The following is a 17841-nucleotide window of genomic DNA, read 5'->3' as shown; positions in this document are numbered from 1 at the left end:
AATAACGCGAAGGCTCTGGATGAATTCAGAGCCTTTTGTTTATTATACGCCTCAACCTTTCACTTTCATGCCCCAAAGGAAGTTCTATGCGATTTCGCAGCTCATTCACGCAATCCATTCTATTGTTTTTTACTCTGCTGGTGGCGAGCCAAGTTTTTTCCTATTACGCCGTATACAACTATGCCTTGGTGCCAAGTTTGCAGCAGTTTAATAAAATCCTCGCCCATGAATTGAATTTCATTTTGGAAGACCAAGAGGCGGTGGATGAAAAACTAGAAATGGACGCGCCATTAAGGCGTCGCGTATTGGAGCAACTGGGCGTGACCATTCACGCGAAAGATAGCGCGATGGCAAATGAGTTTCATCATGCGATGTCTATCGACTTGATGAGTGAGGAAATGAGCGATGAATTAAACTCACCAACAGAAGTTCGGCTTATCCTCGGGTCGGAAAGCTATATTCTTTGGATGCAAATCGATGCACTGCCCAATTCCCTGATTCGTATTCCCTTGTCTGAATTACAAGAAGAAGACTTTGCACCGTTGTTTAGAAATAGTCTGATCATGGCTATCTTAGTGGTGATGGGAGGCTGGTTATTTATTCGTTTGCAAAATCGACCATTAATGGCGTTAGAGCATGCGGCAAAGTTAGTGGGTAAAGGCGAGATCCCGCCACCACTGCCAGAAAAAGGTGCCTCTGAAATTCGCTCGGTGACCAGAGCCTTTAACCAAATGGCTAAAGGCATTCAGGAGCTGGAAGAAGATCGAACCTTATTGATGGCGGGTATTAGCCATGACATCCGTACCCCACTGACGCGTATTCGTCTTGCCACAGAAATGATGTCGCCTGAAGACAGTTATTTAGCCGAAGGCATTATTAGCGATACCGAAGAGTGTAATGAAATCATTGGTCAGTTTATGGATTACCTCAAACCGGTGAACACGCAGAGCTTTGAAGCTCTTAGCTTAAATGACATTTCATCGGATATTGTCTCTTCAGAAGGCGGCTACGAAATTCAGATCGACTTTGAGCCAATGGAAGCGATTAAAGACATTAATGGCAGCCCGATAGCCATTAAGCGCGCCATCACCAATTTAGTGGTGAACTCAATTCGTTATGGGAATGGTTGGGTTAAGGTGAGTACTGGCATGACGGCGGATAAAAAATTGGCGTGGGTGTGCATTGAAGATAATGGCCCTGGTATTGAACCTGACCAAATTGGTCGCCTTTTTGAACCGTTTACTCGTGGTGATACGGCAAGAGGAAGTGAAGGAACTGGACTTGGTTTAGCGATTGTTAAGCGTATTATCGGTCAGCATTACGGCACGGTGAGTATTTCAAACCGCAGTCAGGGTGGCCTCATGGCTCAAGTCAGTTTCCCTGTCGCTAAGAATGGGTTGAGGTAGAGTGTCTTGCGGTTGTTTGGAGTGCGCCCTTTAAGTACGTGAAGGGCTGAAGAAGATCCCCTTATTCAAGGGGATGACGATTTTCTCTCACGGAATGGTGTTTAGAAAAAGTAGGTGTCATCCTCACGAAAGTGAGGATCTCCCAACGCGTATGGCTTATCAATGATGATCGGTTACGTAGTATGGTCACCCTACGCTTTAGCGTAAAACTCTTTATCGCCCAGCCAGCGGTCAATAATCTTCTTCGCATGTTCTGGGTATTGCTCATGCACATGCCGTGCGAGTCGTTGCACTTCAGGCACCAAGCGTTGATCTCGGACTAAATCGGCTATTTTAAAATCTGCCAGCCCGGTTTGTTTGGTGCCAAGTAGTTCTCCTGGGCCACGGATCTCTAAATCGCGCTGTGCAATCACAAACCCATCATTACTTTCTCGTAGCACGCCTAAGCGTTTCTGAGCCGTTTTAGACAACGGCGAGTGATAGAGCAGGACACAGTGACTCGCAACCGTTCCACGCCCGACACGGCCTCTTAGCTGGTGAAGCTGAGCTAAGCCTAGGCGTTCTGGGTTTTCAATGATCATTAAACTGGAGTTAGGTACATCAACGCCAACTTCAATCACAGTCGTGGCGACGAGAAGATGGAGCTCATTGGCTTTAAACTGCTGCATGACCGCCTGTTTTTCTGCTGGCTTCATTCGGCCATGCACCAAGCCGACTTTAACATCGGGCAGTTGACGTTGCAGGTCTTCAGCGGTATCGGCGGCTGCTTGTGCTTCCAGCACTTCCGATTCGTCAATAAGCGTACAGACCCAGTAGGCTTGCTTGCCTTCCGTTAGGCAGGCGTGTTTCACACGTTCGATAATCGCGTCTCGTTTGGTGTCCGGCAGCGCCACGGTTTGTATTGGTGTACGTCCGGGCGGCAGTTCATCAATGACCGAGGTTTCTAAGTCAGCGTAGGCCGTCATCGCCAGCGTTCGCGGTATCGGGGTCGCGGTCATAATAAGTTGATGAGGGTAATAGCCTTGCTTCGCGCCTTTCTCTCGTAGCTCCAAACGCTGATGAACCCCAAAACGATGCTGCTCATCAATAATGACCAACGCGAGATTATTAAACGCGACCGATTCTTGAAATAGCGCGTGAGTCCCCACCACCATTTGCGCCTCACCACTGGCAATGCGTGCTAACTCGGCCTCTTTTGCTTTGCCTTTTTGCTTGCCAGAGAGCCAGCCAACGTCAATTCCCATCGACTCAAACCAGTTAGCAAAGTTAATAGCATGCTGCTCAGCGAGCAGTTCAGTAGGGGCCATCATCGCCACCTGGTAGCCATGCTCAATAGCACGTAACGCCGCAAGCGCCGCAACGAGGGTTTTTCCTGAGCCAACATCACCTTGCACTAAGCGCATCATTGGCGCGGTTTTGAGCAGATCCTGCTCGATTTCATTAACCACACGATGTTGAGCATTGGTTGGCGAAAACGGCAACTGCTCGAGAAGTTGCTGTTTAAAGCGCCCCATTTCTGGCAGGGCAACCGCTTTGTCTTGTTGACCTTGACTGCGCACCGCAAGCATAGACAGGTTTTGTGCCATGAGCTCTTCAATGATCAGTCGCTGCTGAGCGGGGTGCTTGCCTTCATCAAAATCGTCGATATTAATCGATGGTGGTGGTCGATGGATGGTGTGCAGGGCTTGCGTTAGGGTGATTTGCTGGTTGTACAATCCGCTGGGCAGCAGTTCGTCAACGGCACTTTTATCCATGAGTTCGAGTGCCTGGTCGGTTAGACTGCGCAATGTCAGTTGGCGCAATCCATCTGTTGTCGGGTAGACCGGTGTTAGCGTTTGCTCAAGAGCAGGACTTCGCTCTGAAGTTTGAAACTTGTAGTCAGGGTGGATGATTTCCAGCCCTAAATGCCCTCGTTTTACTTCACCATAGGCAACGATCACTTTGCCATCCGCAAAGTTGTTCTTCATGGCAGCGGTAAAATTAAAGAAACGTAACGTAATGGTGCCATTGCCATCACTGACCTTGACCGTCAGCATTTTTTTTCGCCCAAAGCTGACATCGCTGCTCATGATTTTACCTTGAACCGACCCCCACAATCCCGCGTGCAATTTTACAATTGGGTAAATGCGCGTGCGGTCTTCATAGCGATGGGGTAGATGGAACAGTAAGTCCTGAACATTATGCAGACCGACCTTCGCCAGTTTTTCAGCGACCTTTGCGCCGACACCGTTGAGGGAAGTGAGAGAAATTGCGGACAACAGCTGAGCCATATGACGAACCATTACTAAATGAGATATCGATATTCAAGCATTTTACTGTCTTTTTGTACAGGAGGGAATAAGAGCGGTTCTATGGTTCTGCGGGCAAAAGGGTCCTGTGGATAAAATAGTTCTGCGGGTAAAAAGGGCCTGTGGATGAAAGGGCCCTATGGATGGAAATGTTTTCATCGTGGGTGCACCTCCTTGGATGTTTAAGGTCGCTACATCTGAGAAGGTGGTTGTAGAAGGTTGCTATAGGCCATTGGATAGTGTTGGCTAGAACCATAGAACCATAGAACCATAGAACCATAGAACCATAGAACCATGTCCTATTTCTGCTGCATCTCCGCCCACCATGCTTTATCAGCAACTATCTGCCCTTGGTCATCCAGTGGTGGATAGGGAAGACGTTTCTTCTTGGCGACTTTGGCTAGAACTGGGTGACCACGCTCAAATAAAATACGGTGGATCGTTTCAGGGGGAAGTGCACTCGTATCTCGGTGGTACATGCCTGCAAGCTGACGTTGTCGTTGCGCTTCAAATAAAATGAGGGCGCTGGCGACCGAGACATTGAGCGATTGCACCATGCCAACCATCGGGATGATGATGTCTTGATCGGCGCCGTTAAGCGCGTGACCGGATATGCCTTCTTTCTCACCGCCTAAAATAATCGCCGTCGGTTTGGTGTAGTCGATTTCGCGAAAATCAACCGCGTTTTCAGAAAGGTTGGTCGCCAACACTTGCATACCTTGCTGTTTGAGTTCGCCAATCGCATCTGATACCGAGTGGTGGGTTTCGACTTCAACCCAGTTACGAGCGCCCGCTGAAGTGTGGCTTAGCGTGCGCATTTTTTTGTTTGGCCAAACGGCATGCACTTTGTGAACGCCTGCTGCATCCGCGGTACGAATGACGGCGGAGACATTGTTAGGCTTGTGTACTTCTTCAAGTAACAGGGTTAGGTCGGTTTGGCGCGCGCGAAGTACGTCTTGAATTCGGTTGTATCGTTCAAGGTTCATGATTCTGTCCAAATAAAACGGGTTCGATATGACTATCGAACCCGTTGAAGTTTACTCATTAACAACTAGTTTTTACGTCGTCTGACTCGCAACGCATGCGGCATGACACGAATACGCTTCATGATACCAGCCAAGTGCACACGATCTTTCGTCGTGAGCAGTACTGTGACGGTATACAGGCGACCATCACGCTCCTCAGTCGAGATGCCGTGAATGTTGGAACCTGTTTTTGCAATGACGTTAGTCAAATCAGCCAGTGCGCCTTGGTGGTTATGTAAATCCACTTTGAGCTCAGCAGTAAATTCTTGCTCGTAGCTGTCACTCCATTCAACCGCCATATACTTATCGGGCTCTTTTTGATGACCCCTTACGTTAGGACAGGTTTCACGGTGCACCACTAACCCACGACCCGGAGAGACATGGGCAATAATGCTGTCGTCTGGAATCGGGTGGCAGCAGTTTGCAAATGTCAGCAAAATGCCTTCGGCGCCACGGATTGGCAGTCGCTTACCTGATGACGGAACAGAACTGGTCTGTGTTAATTCATCGGTATCACCTAATAGGCGTCGTGCAATGACGATACTCATGAGTTCACCCAAGCCAATGGCCGCGAGTAAGTCATCAATATTATCAAGGCGCAGATCTTTCAGCACTTCGTCGATATTCTCTGGATAGATGGTATCGACAGAGTGGCGACCTAACGCATGATTGAGCAAACGGCGACCGAGAACGACGGATTCTTCGCGACGCATAGTTTTAAGAACCTGACGGATCTTAGTACGAGCTCGGGACGTCACCACATAGTTCAACCAAGCGGCATTCGGACGCGCGCCCGGCGCACTAATGATTTCCACCGTTTGGCCATTTTTCAGCGCTTTACTCAATGGATAAGGCTGACGATCAACACGAGCACCAACACAGGTGTTACCCACATCAGTATGTACCGCGTAAGCAAAATCAACCGCAGTGGCCCCAAGCGGAAGCTCAACAATGCGACCTTTTGGTGTGAAGACGTAAATCTCATCTGGGAACAGATCGGATTTTACGTTTTCAATAAATTCAAAGGAGTTACCCGCACTTTGTTGCAGCTCAAGTAGGCTTTGCATCCAGCGCTGTGCTTTCACTTGCGCTGTCGTGCCTGAGCGATCCCCATTGCCTTTGTAAGCCCAATGCGCCGCGACACCTTTGTCTGCCATCTGGTTCATGTCTTCAGTACGAATTTGTACTTCAACAGGAACACCATGAGGGCCAACCATAGAGGTATGCAGGGATTGATAGCCATTGGCTTTCGGTACCGCAATGTAATCTTTCATGCGGGCTGGACGCGGCTTATACAAGCTGTGTACCTGGCCGAGAACGCGATAACAAGTATCCGCCGTGTCCACAATCACGCGGAAGGCGTAGATGTCCATAATGGTGTGAAAGCGCTGTTCTTTGGTTTTCATCTTGTTGTAGATGGAGAACAGATTCTTTTCACGACCCAGTACGCGAACCGTCAAGCCGACTTCTTCAAGGCGACCTTCAATTTCACTGTGAATGCGCTGGATCATTTCCTTACGGTTACCACGCGCCGACTTAACCACTTCTTTTAGAACGCGGTATCGGTTGGGATACAAGGCTTCAAAGCCGAGCTCTTCTAGCTCAGTTTTAATGTTATGGATACCAAGACGGTGGGCGAGTGGGGCATAAATTTCGAGGGTTTCGCGGGCAATACGACGCTTTTTATCCGGGCGCAGGGCACCAAGCGTGCGCATGTTATGCGTGCGGTCGCTAAGCTTTATCAAGATCACGCGAATGTCTTGCACCATAGCAAGGACCATCTTACGAAAGTTCTCGGCTTGGGCTTCTTTGCGATCTCGGAATTTAAGCTTGTCGAGTTTGGAAACGCCATCGACGAGCTCGGCAACGGTCGTACCGAATTGTTCTTCTAGCTCTTCTTTGGTGACTTCAGTGTCTTCAATAACATCATGCAGCAGCGCCGCTTGCAGTGTTTCAATATCCAAGCGCATTTCTGCGAGAATACGAGCAACCGCGACGGGGTGAATGATGTATGGTTCTCCGCTTGAGCGGGTCTGCCCTTCATGGGCATCTCTTGCTACCACATAAGATTGACGCAGAGCCTCAAGGTGAGGCTCTGTTAGGTATTCTTGGGCAACGTCTTTAAGGCTATCGAATAGGTACAAATTGTAGGCCCGAAAGTCGATGGAACTCGAACAGTGTCATGGCTTAAAGGGCAGATAACAACGAGTGACGATCTAACCCTTTACGCTTTAAACCATTCGGTTCGAATTAACGGTTGTGAGCGATGCTGCTAACAGCGGCTAGCTCAGCTGCTTCTTGCTCTTGCTGTTCTTGACGCTCACGAGCATCAAGGACTTCTTTAGTGATCAAACCTTCTTCGATTTCGCGCAGTGCGATAACCGTAGGCTTATCATTTTCTTCTGGCACTAATGCGTCTTTACCACCGATTTGCATTTGACGTGCGCGGCGAGACGAAATAAGAACTAGGTCGAAGCGGTTACCAACTTTTTCAACAGCGTCTTGAACAGTTACGCGTGCCATAAGAACTCCAATAATTAACTAAATTTTAGATGACGAGAAAGTATACAGGCTAATGGGTGTGGATACTAGATCACAAATGATCCCAAAATAGCCCGATGACTGTTCATTTACCCGTATTTTGTTGACGAGTATCGAGTACGTCGCTGACAAGTATATAGGTAAATGAGGATTTTATAACCTGATCATTGCGTTATGAATGATCAAGGTAAGCTAAACTTGCTATTAAGACAGCAGCGCGTCGAGCATACCTTTGTATTTAATGGTCTGTTTATCTTGCTTCAAACGTTCCGCACGTAAAATGGCTTTGAAGTCGATAAGTGCGACATCAAAGTCGTCATTGATAATGACATAATCGTACTCAGCGTAGTGTGATATTTCTGACTTAGCTTCACTCATGCGTTTGGCAATGACTTCATCACTGTCTTGACCACGAACGTTTAGACGGCGCTCTAGCTCACCGTTTGATGGTGGCAGAATAAAGACACTCTTCGCTGCTGGCATTTGCTCACGAATTTGACGTGCGCCTTGCCAATCAATATCTAAGAAAACATCAATCCCTTTATTTAAGGTTTCTTCAATCCAAATTCGCGAGGTGCCGTAGTAGTTACCAAACACCTCTGCGTGTTCGAGAAAGGCCCCTTGCTCAATCAGAGATTCAAAATCGCATTTTTCAACAAAGTGATAGTGAATGCCGTGCTCTTCACCTGGGCGCATGTCGCGAGTCGTGTGCGAGACCGATACCTTCATAGCATACGTCGGATTCGTCTCCAGCATCGCTGAAATCAAGCTTGATTTACCTGCTCCGCTCGGTGCGGAAACGATATATAAAGTGCCTTTGCCCATAGGTGTGAGTCCATAGTTCAGGATTAATAATAGAAGCGTACCGTTAGCCACGCTTCACAATATAAATATAGTACCGACTGAAGTTGTTGAAAAATCAGTCAGAAAAATGGAGGCGAAGAGTAGCATAAGTTGGGGGTTTTCGACAAGTGACAGAGCTTGACTGCTCAACGAGCGACGACATGGAAAAACAAAAGAGAGGATAAAGACGAAAGGTAAAAAAGGGTAAGGTTTGCGGCAAACGATTGCTTATTTATCAAGGTGTTGTTTTTTAAGAGATAAAAAAGATTACAAAAAAGAGCGAAATTGATTGAATTATTCACGCAGCTGATTAAAATCCGCGCCAACTTTTCAAGTTTAGTTGATGAACTGAACGACTTTTCTCAATCAAAGTAAGCAGGTTTTATCGTGAGTGTTGATGTAGCAGGCAAAAGCCCAGCGAAAACTTCGTTAATTGAAACAACGTTTAAAATTTCTGAGCGTAAATCCACTATTGGTACCGAAGTGTATGCCGGATTTATTACCTTTCTCGCGATGAGCTACATCCTCGCCGTTAACCCGGCGATTCTAGGTGATATACCGGGTATGGATAGAGGTTCTGTCTTTACCGCGACAGCATTGGCGGCAGGTATTGCGACTCTAATTATGGGCGTGTTTGGTAACTATCCAGTGATGCTAGCACCGGGCATGAGCATGAACGGCTTCTTTAAAGGCATGCTATTAAGTGGCTCTGTTGCATTGGTCTGGCATGAAGCGTTATTGGGGATTTTCTTTTCCGGCGTGATTTATCTCATTCTATCGCTGACAAAGATACGCAAAGCGATGATTGAATCGATACCAGAAGATCTAAAACTCGCCATTACCGTTTCTCTTGGTTTGTTTATCGCTTTCCTTGGTTTGAAAAATGCCGGAATTATTGTCGCTAACCCATTTATTTTGGTCAGTATGGGCGATATTTCAGACCCGAAAGTGATCATCGCTTACATCAGTATCTTTGTGGCGCTTGGCTGCATGGTGCGTGATATTAAATTAGCAACGTTCATTTCGTTTATCTCTGCGATTGTTCTAACGGTATTAGCCGATACCTTCATGGGCACATCAAACGCCCCATTGCCGGATCAATTGGTGTCGATGCCGCCGAGTATGGCGGGCAGCTTTGGCGCCATTTTTGATATTTCTGGTTTAACGGCAGAAAAGATGTTCGATTTGCTGTTTATTGTGATTATCTTCCTAATTGTTGATTTCTTTGACGGCTTGAGCACCATTGTCGGTGTCGGTAAAGACGCGGGCATTATCGATAAAGACGGCAAAGTGCCGAATGCACGCTCTGCACTCGTGGCTGATGCTGGTGGTACGGTGATTGGTTCTATTTTAGGCACCACGTCTATTACCGCATTTTCGGAGTCGGGTATTGCTTCCTCTCAAGGCGCAAGAACCGGTTTAGCAGCAGTGGTTGTAGCAGGACTTTTCTTCCTATCCTTGTTCTTATACCCACTGTTCTCGGTATTCTCGGCAGCGATGGTTGCCCCTGCCATGGTGGTTGTGGGTATTTATATGATTGGCCGCCTAGGGCAGATTGATTGGGAAAAGAAAGAATCCCGCATTGCGGCCTTCTTTACCATCATGTTCACTGTGTTGAGCTTCTCACCAGCAAACGGTATGGCGATGGGCTTTATTAGCTATGCGTTTAGTATGGTTGTGGCAGGTAAGAGAAACGAGGTTCATCCGGTGATTTATGTGTTGTCGGCGTTGTTTATGACCTACCTAGTGCTGCTATAAGCAAAATTTAGAGATAAAAAAGCAGGCATCAGCCTGCTTTTTTGTGTTGAGTCATAATCACTTCCGCTGTATCTATTCGTACACAATGACGGATTCTTTTTCCTCACGATTGTCTACTTTGAGGAAGCCATTATCACCCGTCAGTCTAGAGCCTGCGACGTAACCCTTCGCGCAGTTTGGAGAAGTTGGGTAGTTGAAGCCTAGTAGCTCAGTCAGGTAGTGAGACAGTTGTATCTGAAATACCTTTTCGCATTGGCCTAGTGCTGTTTGCGCCAAATCAATGTTGCTGCTATTGTCCGAAGAGATATAAACTGGCACTTTATAGTTTGATTCGTGATTAAAGTTACCGTGACCGGCTGTATGCTTGGTGACATACTGTCCATGATCCGAAGTCATAATCAGCACCCAGTTCTCTCTAGCTTTCTGCTCCAAGCGTGATTGTATTTGTTTAATCAAGTCATCGGTGTAGTGCACGCTGTTCATGTATTCTGCGTAGTCACTGCCAGAGCCAAATGGTTTGTAGCTGTCAGGCGTTCTCTCTGCGTAAGGCATGTGCGACCCGGTTTGATGAAGAACAATGAGATTTTTTTTGTTCAGGTCAACGGTATCAAGCCAAGTCAACAGTTCCTCGTCTAGCACACCCTTATAACTGTTATTTGTTAGGCTGTAGGAGTCATCATAGCTGTCTATCCAGCCTCTGCCTAACATGGACATGAGACTTAGACCGTAGTTCGCTTGCGTGGAGTAAAAGTGAGTCTTATATCCATTTTCTTTGGCAAGACGGAAGATATTCGTGTCGCCGCCACCAATTTGTTTGACACCATTTGGCTTGGCAATGGCATTAAAGAAAAACGGCAAACTCACATCAGTAAATAGACCACCAGAGTAGCCTTCGGCGAGAAAGCGGTTTTCTTGCTGCGACTGCTCCTCGAGCCAAGGTGTGGTCGGAACAGAGTACCCGAAAGCGCTCATGTACATAGAAGACAAGCTCTCACCCATAATGACGACAATATTCTGAGCATTTCCGTGAGAAGCTTGTTCCGGGGCATCGCTGATAAATGGTTTTACCTTTGATAGCCCTAGCGCTTCTTCTGGAACAACTCGTGCAACAAAAAAGCCCCAAGTATAGAACGAGCTCTTGATAGTCGAGTGGTACATGACGGGTAATCTGCCTAGGGTGTTTGATTGGATAATTGTCTGCCTTACGGGGTAGAAAAGGACAACAGCAATAGTGAATACGCTCACCCAGCGCTTTTTATTCTCTATGTTCTTTCTAGCAACGAATAGGCTAACCAAGGCCAGTGAGACAAGCAGTATAGCAAAGAAGGTAGTGCCCATCGTTTTGGCGGTATCTTTCCCTGATATCAGGACCTCTATGAATTTTTCAAACAACAGCCACAGTTTTATAGGGGTAATAAAGTAGCCATAGTTAGAAATACTAAATAGCTGTATCGCGTAGGATATCCATAAAAAAGCACCCAAGAGCGCAGCGGCAATCCATGAACGTGAGTAGCTGATTAGCAAACCAAATATCAGGGAGATAATAGGAATATTATAGGGTTCGCCAATAGGGACGATATCGTAGTGTGACCTTACCATTGCTTCCGCAATAAGTAATAGCATACCGACTATAAGTGAACGCACAACAATGCTAAACAGAGTGCCACCCATAAGCCACTTCAGAGGGTGGGACAAGTGGTTTGATAGTTCACGAGTCATAAGATCTCACCGAGGTTATCGAAAAAAGAACGGAGTATAATGCAATTTGAACATTAGTAAATTGCGTCAGACAGGTGTCGTGGTAAATACAAGGTGAGGTAGGCGGAGTTAAAAGAGGCGCCATAGGCTGTATTACATTGTAATTAACAGTAACAGCGCCAAGCTTTTTTTATTCTAGATTTGTCGAGATACGGAGTTATTCAATATTCTGGATCTGCTCACGCATTTGCTCAATCAACACCTTCAGTTCAACGCCTGAGGCAGTGATGTCTGTGCTAATCGATTTAGAAGCTAGGGTATTCGACTCACGGTTGAATTCTTGCATCATGAAGTCTAAACGACGTCCACATGCGCCGCCTTTTTTCATGATTGAGTGCGTTTCTTTAACGTGAGAGTCTAAGCGGTCAAGCTCTTCTGCCACATCAGATTTTTGCGCTAGCAAAATCAGCTCTTGCTCAACGCGGCCTGCGTCTAATTCTACTTTGGCATCTTCAAACTTACCCAGTAAACGCTCACGTTGCCATTCAATGATTTCAGGCATACGAGCGCGCACTTTGACAACTTCGCTTGTGATGGCTTCTAGGCGTTGGTCAATGAGGGCCTTCATATTGCTGCCTTCGCTTGCACGCGCATCAATAAAGTCGCTTAATGCGGCTTCAAAGCCTGTGAGCAACTCTTTGTTGATGGTATCCATGTCTTGCTCAGGAGTTTCCATCACACCAGGCCAATTCATCACTTGGAATGGGTTAAGGCGGCTTTCTTCACCGGTTAGGCTCATGACTTGTTTAGCAGCGTTGATAACCTGAGTAGCAAGCGCTTCGTTAATATTAAGCTCTGTCTTTGCGGCAGGGTTGGCTTCAAAGCGTAGGTTACATTCAACTTTTCCGCGCGCTAGGCGTTTACGGAAGCGCTCACGAAGTACAGGTTCAAGGCCTCTAAACTGCTCTGGAAGGCGGAAGTAGGTTTCGAGGTAACGTTGGTTTACTGAGCGGATTTCCCAAACGGCGCTGCCCCAGTCACCTTTAACTTCTTTACGAGCGTAAGCGGTCATGCTGTAGATCATGAAATGATTCCCTTGGATTCAATAAATGTGTTCAAACTGCACTCATGGTAGCACAGTTTAAAAAGATGGCTCTAGGTAAAAGACGGTCCTAGGCCCTTGGAGTCAAGCGAACTATCTTCTACCAAGGACCAAGGACCAAGGACCAAGGACCAAGGACCAAGGACCAAGCACCTAGACCCATACTCCCTTCTCCGCTATAATCTTCGCCCAACCAAACCCCTCCCTTACTGAAGGTAATGTCCATGCGTCCAAATGACCGCGCAGCAGAGCAAGTGCGCCCAATTAAAATTACTCGCAACTATACTGCTTATGCTGAAGGCTCTGTTCTTGTTGAGTTTGGCAATACCAAAGTGTTGTGTAATGCCACCGTGGAAGAAAATGTCCCGCGCTGGTTAAAAGGCAAAGGTAAGGGCTGGGTAACCGCTGAATACGGTATGTTGCCACGTTCAACACATTCAAGGATGCGTCGTGAAGCAGCAAGCGGTAAGCAAGGCGGCCGTACCATGGAAATTCAACGCCTGATTGCTCGTAGCTTACGTGCAGTGGTTGATCTTGAATCAATGGGCGAAATCATGGTCACCGTTGATTGTGATGTTATTCAAGCGGACGGCGGCACTCGTACTGCTGCCATTTCTGGCGCAAGTGTGGCAATGGCGGATGCGTTTGCTCACTTGGTGAAGAAAGGCTCCCTGAAAGCGAACCCAATGAAGAGCCACGTAGCGGCAGTTTCTGTTGGTATCCTTGGCGAAAACATTTTCTGTGACCTTGAGTACGTAGAAGACTCAGCAGCCGATACGGATATGAACGTGGTGATGACTGAAGATGGTCGCATGATTGAAATTCAAGGTACCGCAGAAGGCGAACCATTCTGTCATGAAGAGCTAATGGCGTTGCTGGAGTCGGCGAAAAACGGCATTGCCGAGATTGTCACCGCTCAGAAGGCGGCGTTAGAAGATTAATATTTGAATGGCTCCCGTAAGGGGGCTATTTTTTTGAGTAAAAATAGGTGGGTAGGTTTAAGTTCTTAGTTTCTAGGAACAGGATACTTTAGCCTTCCGCCCTTTAAAACCAGAGAGAGAAAACATGAAAGCATACCAGCGTGATTTTATTGAATTTGCCTTAGAAAAAGAAGTGCTAAAGTTTGGTGAGTTTACCCTTAAGTCAGGTCGTAAAAGTCCTTATTTCTTTAACGCTGGTCTTTTCAATACTGGTCGTGACCTTGCCCGTTTAGGTCGTTTCTATGCGGCAGCATTGGCTGACTCTGAAATTCAATATGACGTGCTATTTGGCCCTGCATACAAAGGTATCCCTATTGCGACGACAACAGCAGTAGCACTTGCCGATCACTACGATGTGGATACACCTTACTGCTTTAACCGTAAAGAAGCGAAAACGCACGGTGAAGGTGGAAGCTTAGTGGGTAGTCCACTAGAAGGTCGTATTATGCTGGTGGATGACGTAATCACCGCAGGCACAGCAATTCGTGAATCGATGGAAATCATCAAAGCCAACGGCGCTGATTTGGCGGGTGTATTGGTTGCGATTGACCGCCAAGAAAAAGGCAAAGGTGAGTTATCTGCTATTCAAGAAGTAGAGCGTGACTTTGGTTGTGCTGTGATTTCGATTGTGAGCTTAACGGATTTAATTACTTACCTAGAAGACAAAGGCGACAACGCTGAGCATCTTGAAGCGGTGAAAGCGTATCGTGCTGAGTACGGTATTTAATCTCGCGTTACGGTATACTCGTAACTACAGCTGAAGTGAACCAAACAAAAAGGTCTGAATAATCAGACCTTTTTTATATGCGTCGTTTAAATGTCACTTAGGCGTGCGAATTACTCTGGTGTTTTACAGAGAATAGCCACACGGTCAAAGTTCTCTGCAACTGTATCACTACATTGGTAGCGCTCTTGGTACGGCGCAAAATCATGTTGTGCACGGCCTTTATAAGTGATTAAGTAGAACTCGTTGTGCCCAACAAGCTGATCATCCGATTTTAACTGTTTGGCTTGTCCAAGGCTATAGAACTGACCAGAGTATGAGCGCGGTCGGAAGTAGAAGGTTTTCACTTCTGGGTTGAGTTCAGCAATCAGGCCTTTGTCGCTGTTATCGGCTACTTTACCTGTTGCGAGAAGGTAAGTTGCGGCAATCAGTGCAACAGGCACAATGAGAGCGGCGATAGACAACCAAAGCATATCTTTCTTTTTCCAGAAAATCGCGATAAGCAATGCCACACCAGAGGTACCTGGTAGTACATAGGTCGGTAGAATATTACTAGAAACCGTAAACAAAACTAATGGCGACAGTGCCCACCACAGCGCAAAACTACTAAAGCCATGATTCTGTTTTGCTTGTTCTAGGCCAAACTTGGCTCTAACCAACATTAATACTGGTAGAATAAGTGACCACGGCAGAACGGCTAACACCCAAAAGAACCAGATTTTACCTTTAGGCTCTTGGTGGCCTGACCCATAGAGATCGCCAGTCCAACCCGGTTCAACAAAGCGTTTAAAGTGCTCACCAACAATAAAGTAATCAATAAAGCCAGGCGTTGCTTGCTCTGCCATTAGGTACCAAGGTAGAGCAATGGCCAGCATTAACAGCGTGCCTTTAATTAGTGGGAAGCGACGCCAAAGTTCAACAAATGCGCCAATAATACCGTGTTGAATCACCATCCACGGGAAGACGGCGAGACCAAAGAGCACAATGGCAACCGGTCCTTTCGCGAGTAAGCCGACAGCAAGACCAATAAACCCGATATAGCCCATAAAGGTTTCGCCACGCCAACATTGGTAAAAACCAATCATCGCCATCGCAAGGCCTAAGGTCAGCGCCATATCTGTCATGACGGCGCCAGCAGAAATAGAGAACACCAATGTGGTAGAGAGTACGACAGCCGCAACGAGAGGGTTGTAGCCATTTTTCTTGGCAAACCAAGCGGTACCAATCACCACCAAGACGCCAGCAATCCAATGAGGGAAGCGTAGGGTAAATTCGGATAAACCAAACAGTTCAACGCTGACTGCGCTCATCCAAGTAAAGAGTGGCGGCTTGCCCCAAAAAGGGACGCCGTAGTCGTAAAGGGGCGTGAGCCAATTACCCGTTTCCACCATTAAACGAGCCATTTCGCCATATCGAGACTCGGTGGTATCCATCAAAGGATAGAGACCTAGCGTCAACAAGCGAATGACTAACGCGCCAATCAGCAAAATCCAAAGGGTGCGCCCTTTAGCCATGATTTTTTACTCCTACAACATCAAAAAACGGTCGGTTATTATTACCGCGGTCGCAAAGTGGTGAAGTCTCACACACTATGTTTACTATCGTCAACAACTTGTCTGGCAAACAGAGGTTAAGTTTGGCTCAAAATGTGTCAGTTGGAAAATAGCATATGGACAGATGAATTTAGTCAGACCACTTTTTTCGCGTTTAGTGCAGTTTCTACCAATTTTGGCACAAATTGACTGACATCACCGCCATGGATCGCGACTTCTCGTACCAAGGTTGAGGAAATAAAGGCATGCTCTTCTGCTGGAGTTAAGAAAACACTCTCTAAACCTGGCATTAATCGGCGATACATATTGGTGAGACCAAATTCGTATTCAAAATCGACTGTGGTTCTCAGGCCGCGAATTAGGACATTGGCTTGCTCGGTTTTAGCAAAATCCACCAACAATCCAGAAAAACCTTTTGTAGAAACATTATCCAGATGCGCCGTTGTCGCTTGAGTAAAGTGTACGCGTTCGTCTAGCGTAAACATGGTGTTTTTGCTTGGGCTGGCGGCGATGGCGATAATCACTTCATCAAACATCGTCGATGCACGTTCGATAAGGTCAAGGTGACCGTTAGTAATAGGATCAAAGGTACCAGGGTAGACCACTCGAGAAAGGCGTTTTTGTGTCACGATATCAGCTCTGTATAGGGGTTTTATTTAGTGTAACACTTTATCGCTCATTCCTTTTTATTGGCACGCGGTTTTCTTCACTGATGAAGAAGTTTTTCATTACTGAGTATTGAACACATAATAAATACGATAAGGATAAGAGTTATCATGCGCGTCACGAGTTGCTATTATTCGATAGTCAGTTGGCGTAGTGCCGTTTGGTGTAATGTCGCCTAGAAAATAAAAAGAGATGCTTGATGAAAAATATACTCGTGGTTCGAAATGACAAAATCGGTGATTTTATGTTGGCTTGGCCAAGCTTTGCCATGCTAAAAGCGTCCTTGCCTGAGTGCCGAATCACCGCTCTAGTGCCGAGTTATACCGTGGCGCTTGCTAAGGCTTGCCCTTGGATAGATGAAGTGATTGTGGACACCGGGCCCAAAGCCGATAAGTTAACGCAGCAATCTTTAGTCTCGACCTTAAAAAACGCCAAGTTTGATGCCTCAATTAACTTGTTCTCCACCACCTATAATGCCTTATTGGTGTGGAAGGCGAAGATCCCTTACCGCTTAGCGCCAGCGACGAAACTTGCTCAAATTTTCTATAACAAACGGATTAAGCAAAAACGTTCGCAAAGCGCCAAACCTGAGTTTGAATATAACCTCGATCTTGTTCGCGCATTCCTTACGGATATTGGGCAGCCAGTTATTGAACCTAAAGCCCCTTATTTTTCGTTTTCACTGGATGCACTCGCGAAACAAAAAGAAAAACTGGCGCTCACGTATCAACTAAATAAGGCGCGCCCTTGGGTGTTTGTTCATGCTGGTAGTGGTGGCTCAGCGAATAATTTGTCAATCGAACAATACGCTGAGCTAGTCACAGGTATAGAGGGCGAGTTTGAGGTGGTATTAACGGCAGGACCAGGCGAAGAAGAAAAAGCCAAGCAGCTTAAACGCGCTTTAGAGCAACGAAACGTTGCCAGCGTAGTGTACGATAAAAATGATGGGCTGATTGATTTTTCATGTTCCATTGCCTGCGCTAGTGCCTTTATCGCTGGTTCAACAGGACCACTCCATATTGCTGCGGCTCTAGATGTTCCGACCGTGGGCTTCTTTCCTTCTAAACGTTCGGCGACGCCACTGCGTTGGAAGCCGATTAACTCTGAAGGGCGTCACTTAGCGTTTTGTCCACCGCAAGCTCAGGATAAGTCTTCGCAGGAGGATATGTCTCGTATCGAAGTGAAATCACTACTACCGACACTTAATCAATGGATTGCTCACTACGTAAACTAGCGGTCAAGGTAAAGCACACTCAA

General features: G+C 46.7%; 14 protein-coding genes. 5 read left to right on the top strand and 9 right to left on the bottom strand.

The genetic code is table 11. From position 1 onward, the window contains the following. The first annotated feature begins 86 nt into the window (after window positions 1–86). The gene (envZ, locus tag L4D74_RS21300) at window positions 87–1406 is read left to right on the top strand and encodes a two-component system sensor histidine kinase EnvZ (protein WP_428754530.1); all 1320 of its coding nucleotides are present in this window, start codon (window positions 87–89) and stop codon (window positions 1404–1406) included. Window positions 1407–1597: 191 nt separating this feature from the next. Here envZ and recG read toward each other — a convergent pair whose 3' ends face one another. The 5 genes from recG to gmk form a co-directional block, all read right to left on the bottom strand. Further along, window positions 1598–3676 (bottom strand): ATP-dependent DNA helicase RecG, encoded by a 2079-nt coding sequence (gene recG / locus L4D74_RS21295; RefSeq protein ID WP_428754529.1) that lies wholly within the window; start codon window positions 3674–3676, stop codon window positions 1598–1600. Between the two features lie 317 nt (window positions 3677–3993). After that, the gene (gene trmH / locus L4D74_RS21290) at window positions 3994–4680 is read right to left on the bottom strand and encodes a tRNA (guanosine(18)-2'-O)-methyltransferase TrmH (protein ID WP_428754528.1); all 687 of its coding nucleotides are present in this window, start codon (window positions 4678–4680) and stop codon (window positions 3994–3996) included. Between the two features lie 65 nt (window positions 4681–4745). Then, window positions 4746–6863 carry a bifunctional GTP diphosphokinase/guanosine-3',5'-bis pyrophosphate 3'-pyrophosphohydrolase gene (spoT, locus tag L4D74_RS21285; protein ID WP_265676610.1) on the bottom strand — a complete coding sequence of 706 codons (2118 nt, stop codon included), beginning with the start codon at window positions 6861–6863 and terminating at the stop codon, window positions 4746–4748. 106 nt (window positions 6864–6969) lie between these two features. Next, window positions 6970–7242 carry a DNA-directed RNA polymerase subunit omega gene (gene rpoZ / locus L4D74_RS21280; protein ID WP_250619773.1) on the bottom strand — a complete coding sequence of 91 codons (273 nt, stop codon included), beginning with the start codon at window positions 7240–7242 and terminating at the stop codon, window positions 6970–6972. Between the two features lie 222 nt (window positions 7243–7464). Further along, complete coding sequence (gmk, locus tag L4D74_RS21275) at window positions 7465–8085, bottom strand: guanylate kinase (protein ID WP_265676614.1); 621 nt, start codon at window positions 8083–8085, stop codon at window positions 7465–7467. Between the two features lie 405 nt (window positions 8086–8490). Between gmk and L4D74_RS21270 the strand changes: the two genes are divergently transcribed. Continuing rightward, complete coding sequence (locus L4D74_RS21270) at window positions 8491–9861, top strand: NCS2 family permease (protein ID WP_428754527.1); 1371 nt, start codon at window positions 8491–8493, stop codon at window positions 9859–9861. Between the two features lie 72 nt (window positions 9862–9933). On the opposite strand, the gene L4D74_RS21265 is transcribed toward L4D74_RS21270, so the two are convergent. Both L4D74_RS21265 and L4D74_RS21260 read right to left on the bottom strand, forming a co-directional pair. Next, window positions 9934–11580, bottom strand: coding sequence for a phosphoethanolamine transferase (locus tag L4D74_RS21265; RefSeq protein WP_428754526.1), 1647 nt, complete (start codon window positions 11578–11580; stop codon window positions 9934–9936). A 196-nt stretch (window positions 11581–11776) separates the two neighbouring features. Further along, window positions 11777–12643 carry a YicC/YloC family endoribonuclease gene (locus L4D74_RS21260; RefSeq protein WP_428754525.1) on the bottom strand — a complete coding sequence of 289 codons (867 nt, stop codon included), beginning with the start codon at window positions 12641–12643 and terminating at the stop codon, window positions 11777–11779. A 242-nt stretch (window positions 12644–12885) separates the two neighbouring features. Between L4D74_RS21260 and rph the strand changes: the two genes are divergently transcribed. Beyond that, window positions 12886–13602, top strand: a complete 717-nt coding sequence (gene rph / locus L4D74_RS21255; protein ID WP_428754524.1) for a ribonuclease PH — start codon at window positions 12886–12888, stop codon at window positions 13600–13602. A 124-nt stretch (window positions 13603–13726) separates the two neighbouring features. Further along, complete coding sequence (gene pyrE, locus L4D74_RS21250; RefSeq protein ID WP_428754523.1) at window positions 13727–14368, top strand: orotate phosphoribosyltransferase; 642 nt, start codon at window positions 13727–13729, stop codon at window positions 14366–14368. A gap of 110 nt (window positions 14369–14478) precedes the next feature. On the opposite strand, the gene L4D74_RS21245 is transcribed toward pyrE, so the two are convergent. Beyond that, window positions 14479–15879 carry an ArnT family glycosyltransferase gene (locus L4D74_RS21245; RefSeq protein WP_428754522.1) on the bottom strand — a complete coding sequence of 467 codons (1401 nt, stop codon included), beginning with the start codon at window positions 15877–15879 and terminating at the stop codon, window positions 14479–14481. Window positions 15880–16052: 173 nt separating this feature from the next. Then, window positions 16053–16547 carry a pantetheine-phosphate adenylyltransferase gene (gene coaD / locus L4D74_RS21240; RefSeq protein ID WP_428754521.1) on the bottom strand — a complete coding sequence of 165 codons (495 nt, stop codon included), beginning with the start codon at window positions 16545–16547 and terminating at the stop codon, window positions 16053–16055. Between the two features lie 236 nt (window positions 16548–16783). Here coaD and L4D74_RS21235 point away from each other — a divergent pair, with 236 nt between their 5' ends. Then, a complete protein-coding gene (locus L4D74_RS21235; protein WP_428754520.1) occupies window positions 16784–17818 on the top strand; it encodes a glycosyltransferase family 9 protein in 1035 nt (344 codons plus the stop codon). The last annotated feature ends 23 nt before the right edge of the window (window positions 17819–17841 follow it).

Origin of the sequence: Vibrio cionasavignyae, from assembly GCF_050337155.1 — a bacterium.
GTDB lineage: Bacteria > Pseudomonadota > Gammaproteobacteria > Enterobacterales > Vibrionaceae > Vibrio > Vibrio nomapromontoriensis.
The sequence above is the reverse complement of the archived record's forward strand: the minus strand, read 5'-3'. Positions and strand labels throughout refer to the sequence as shown.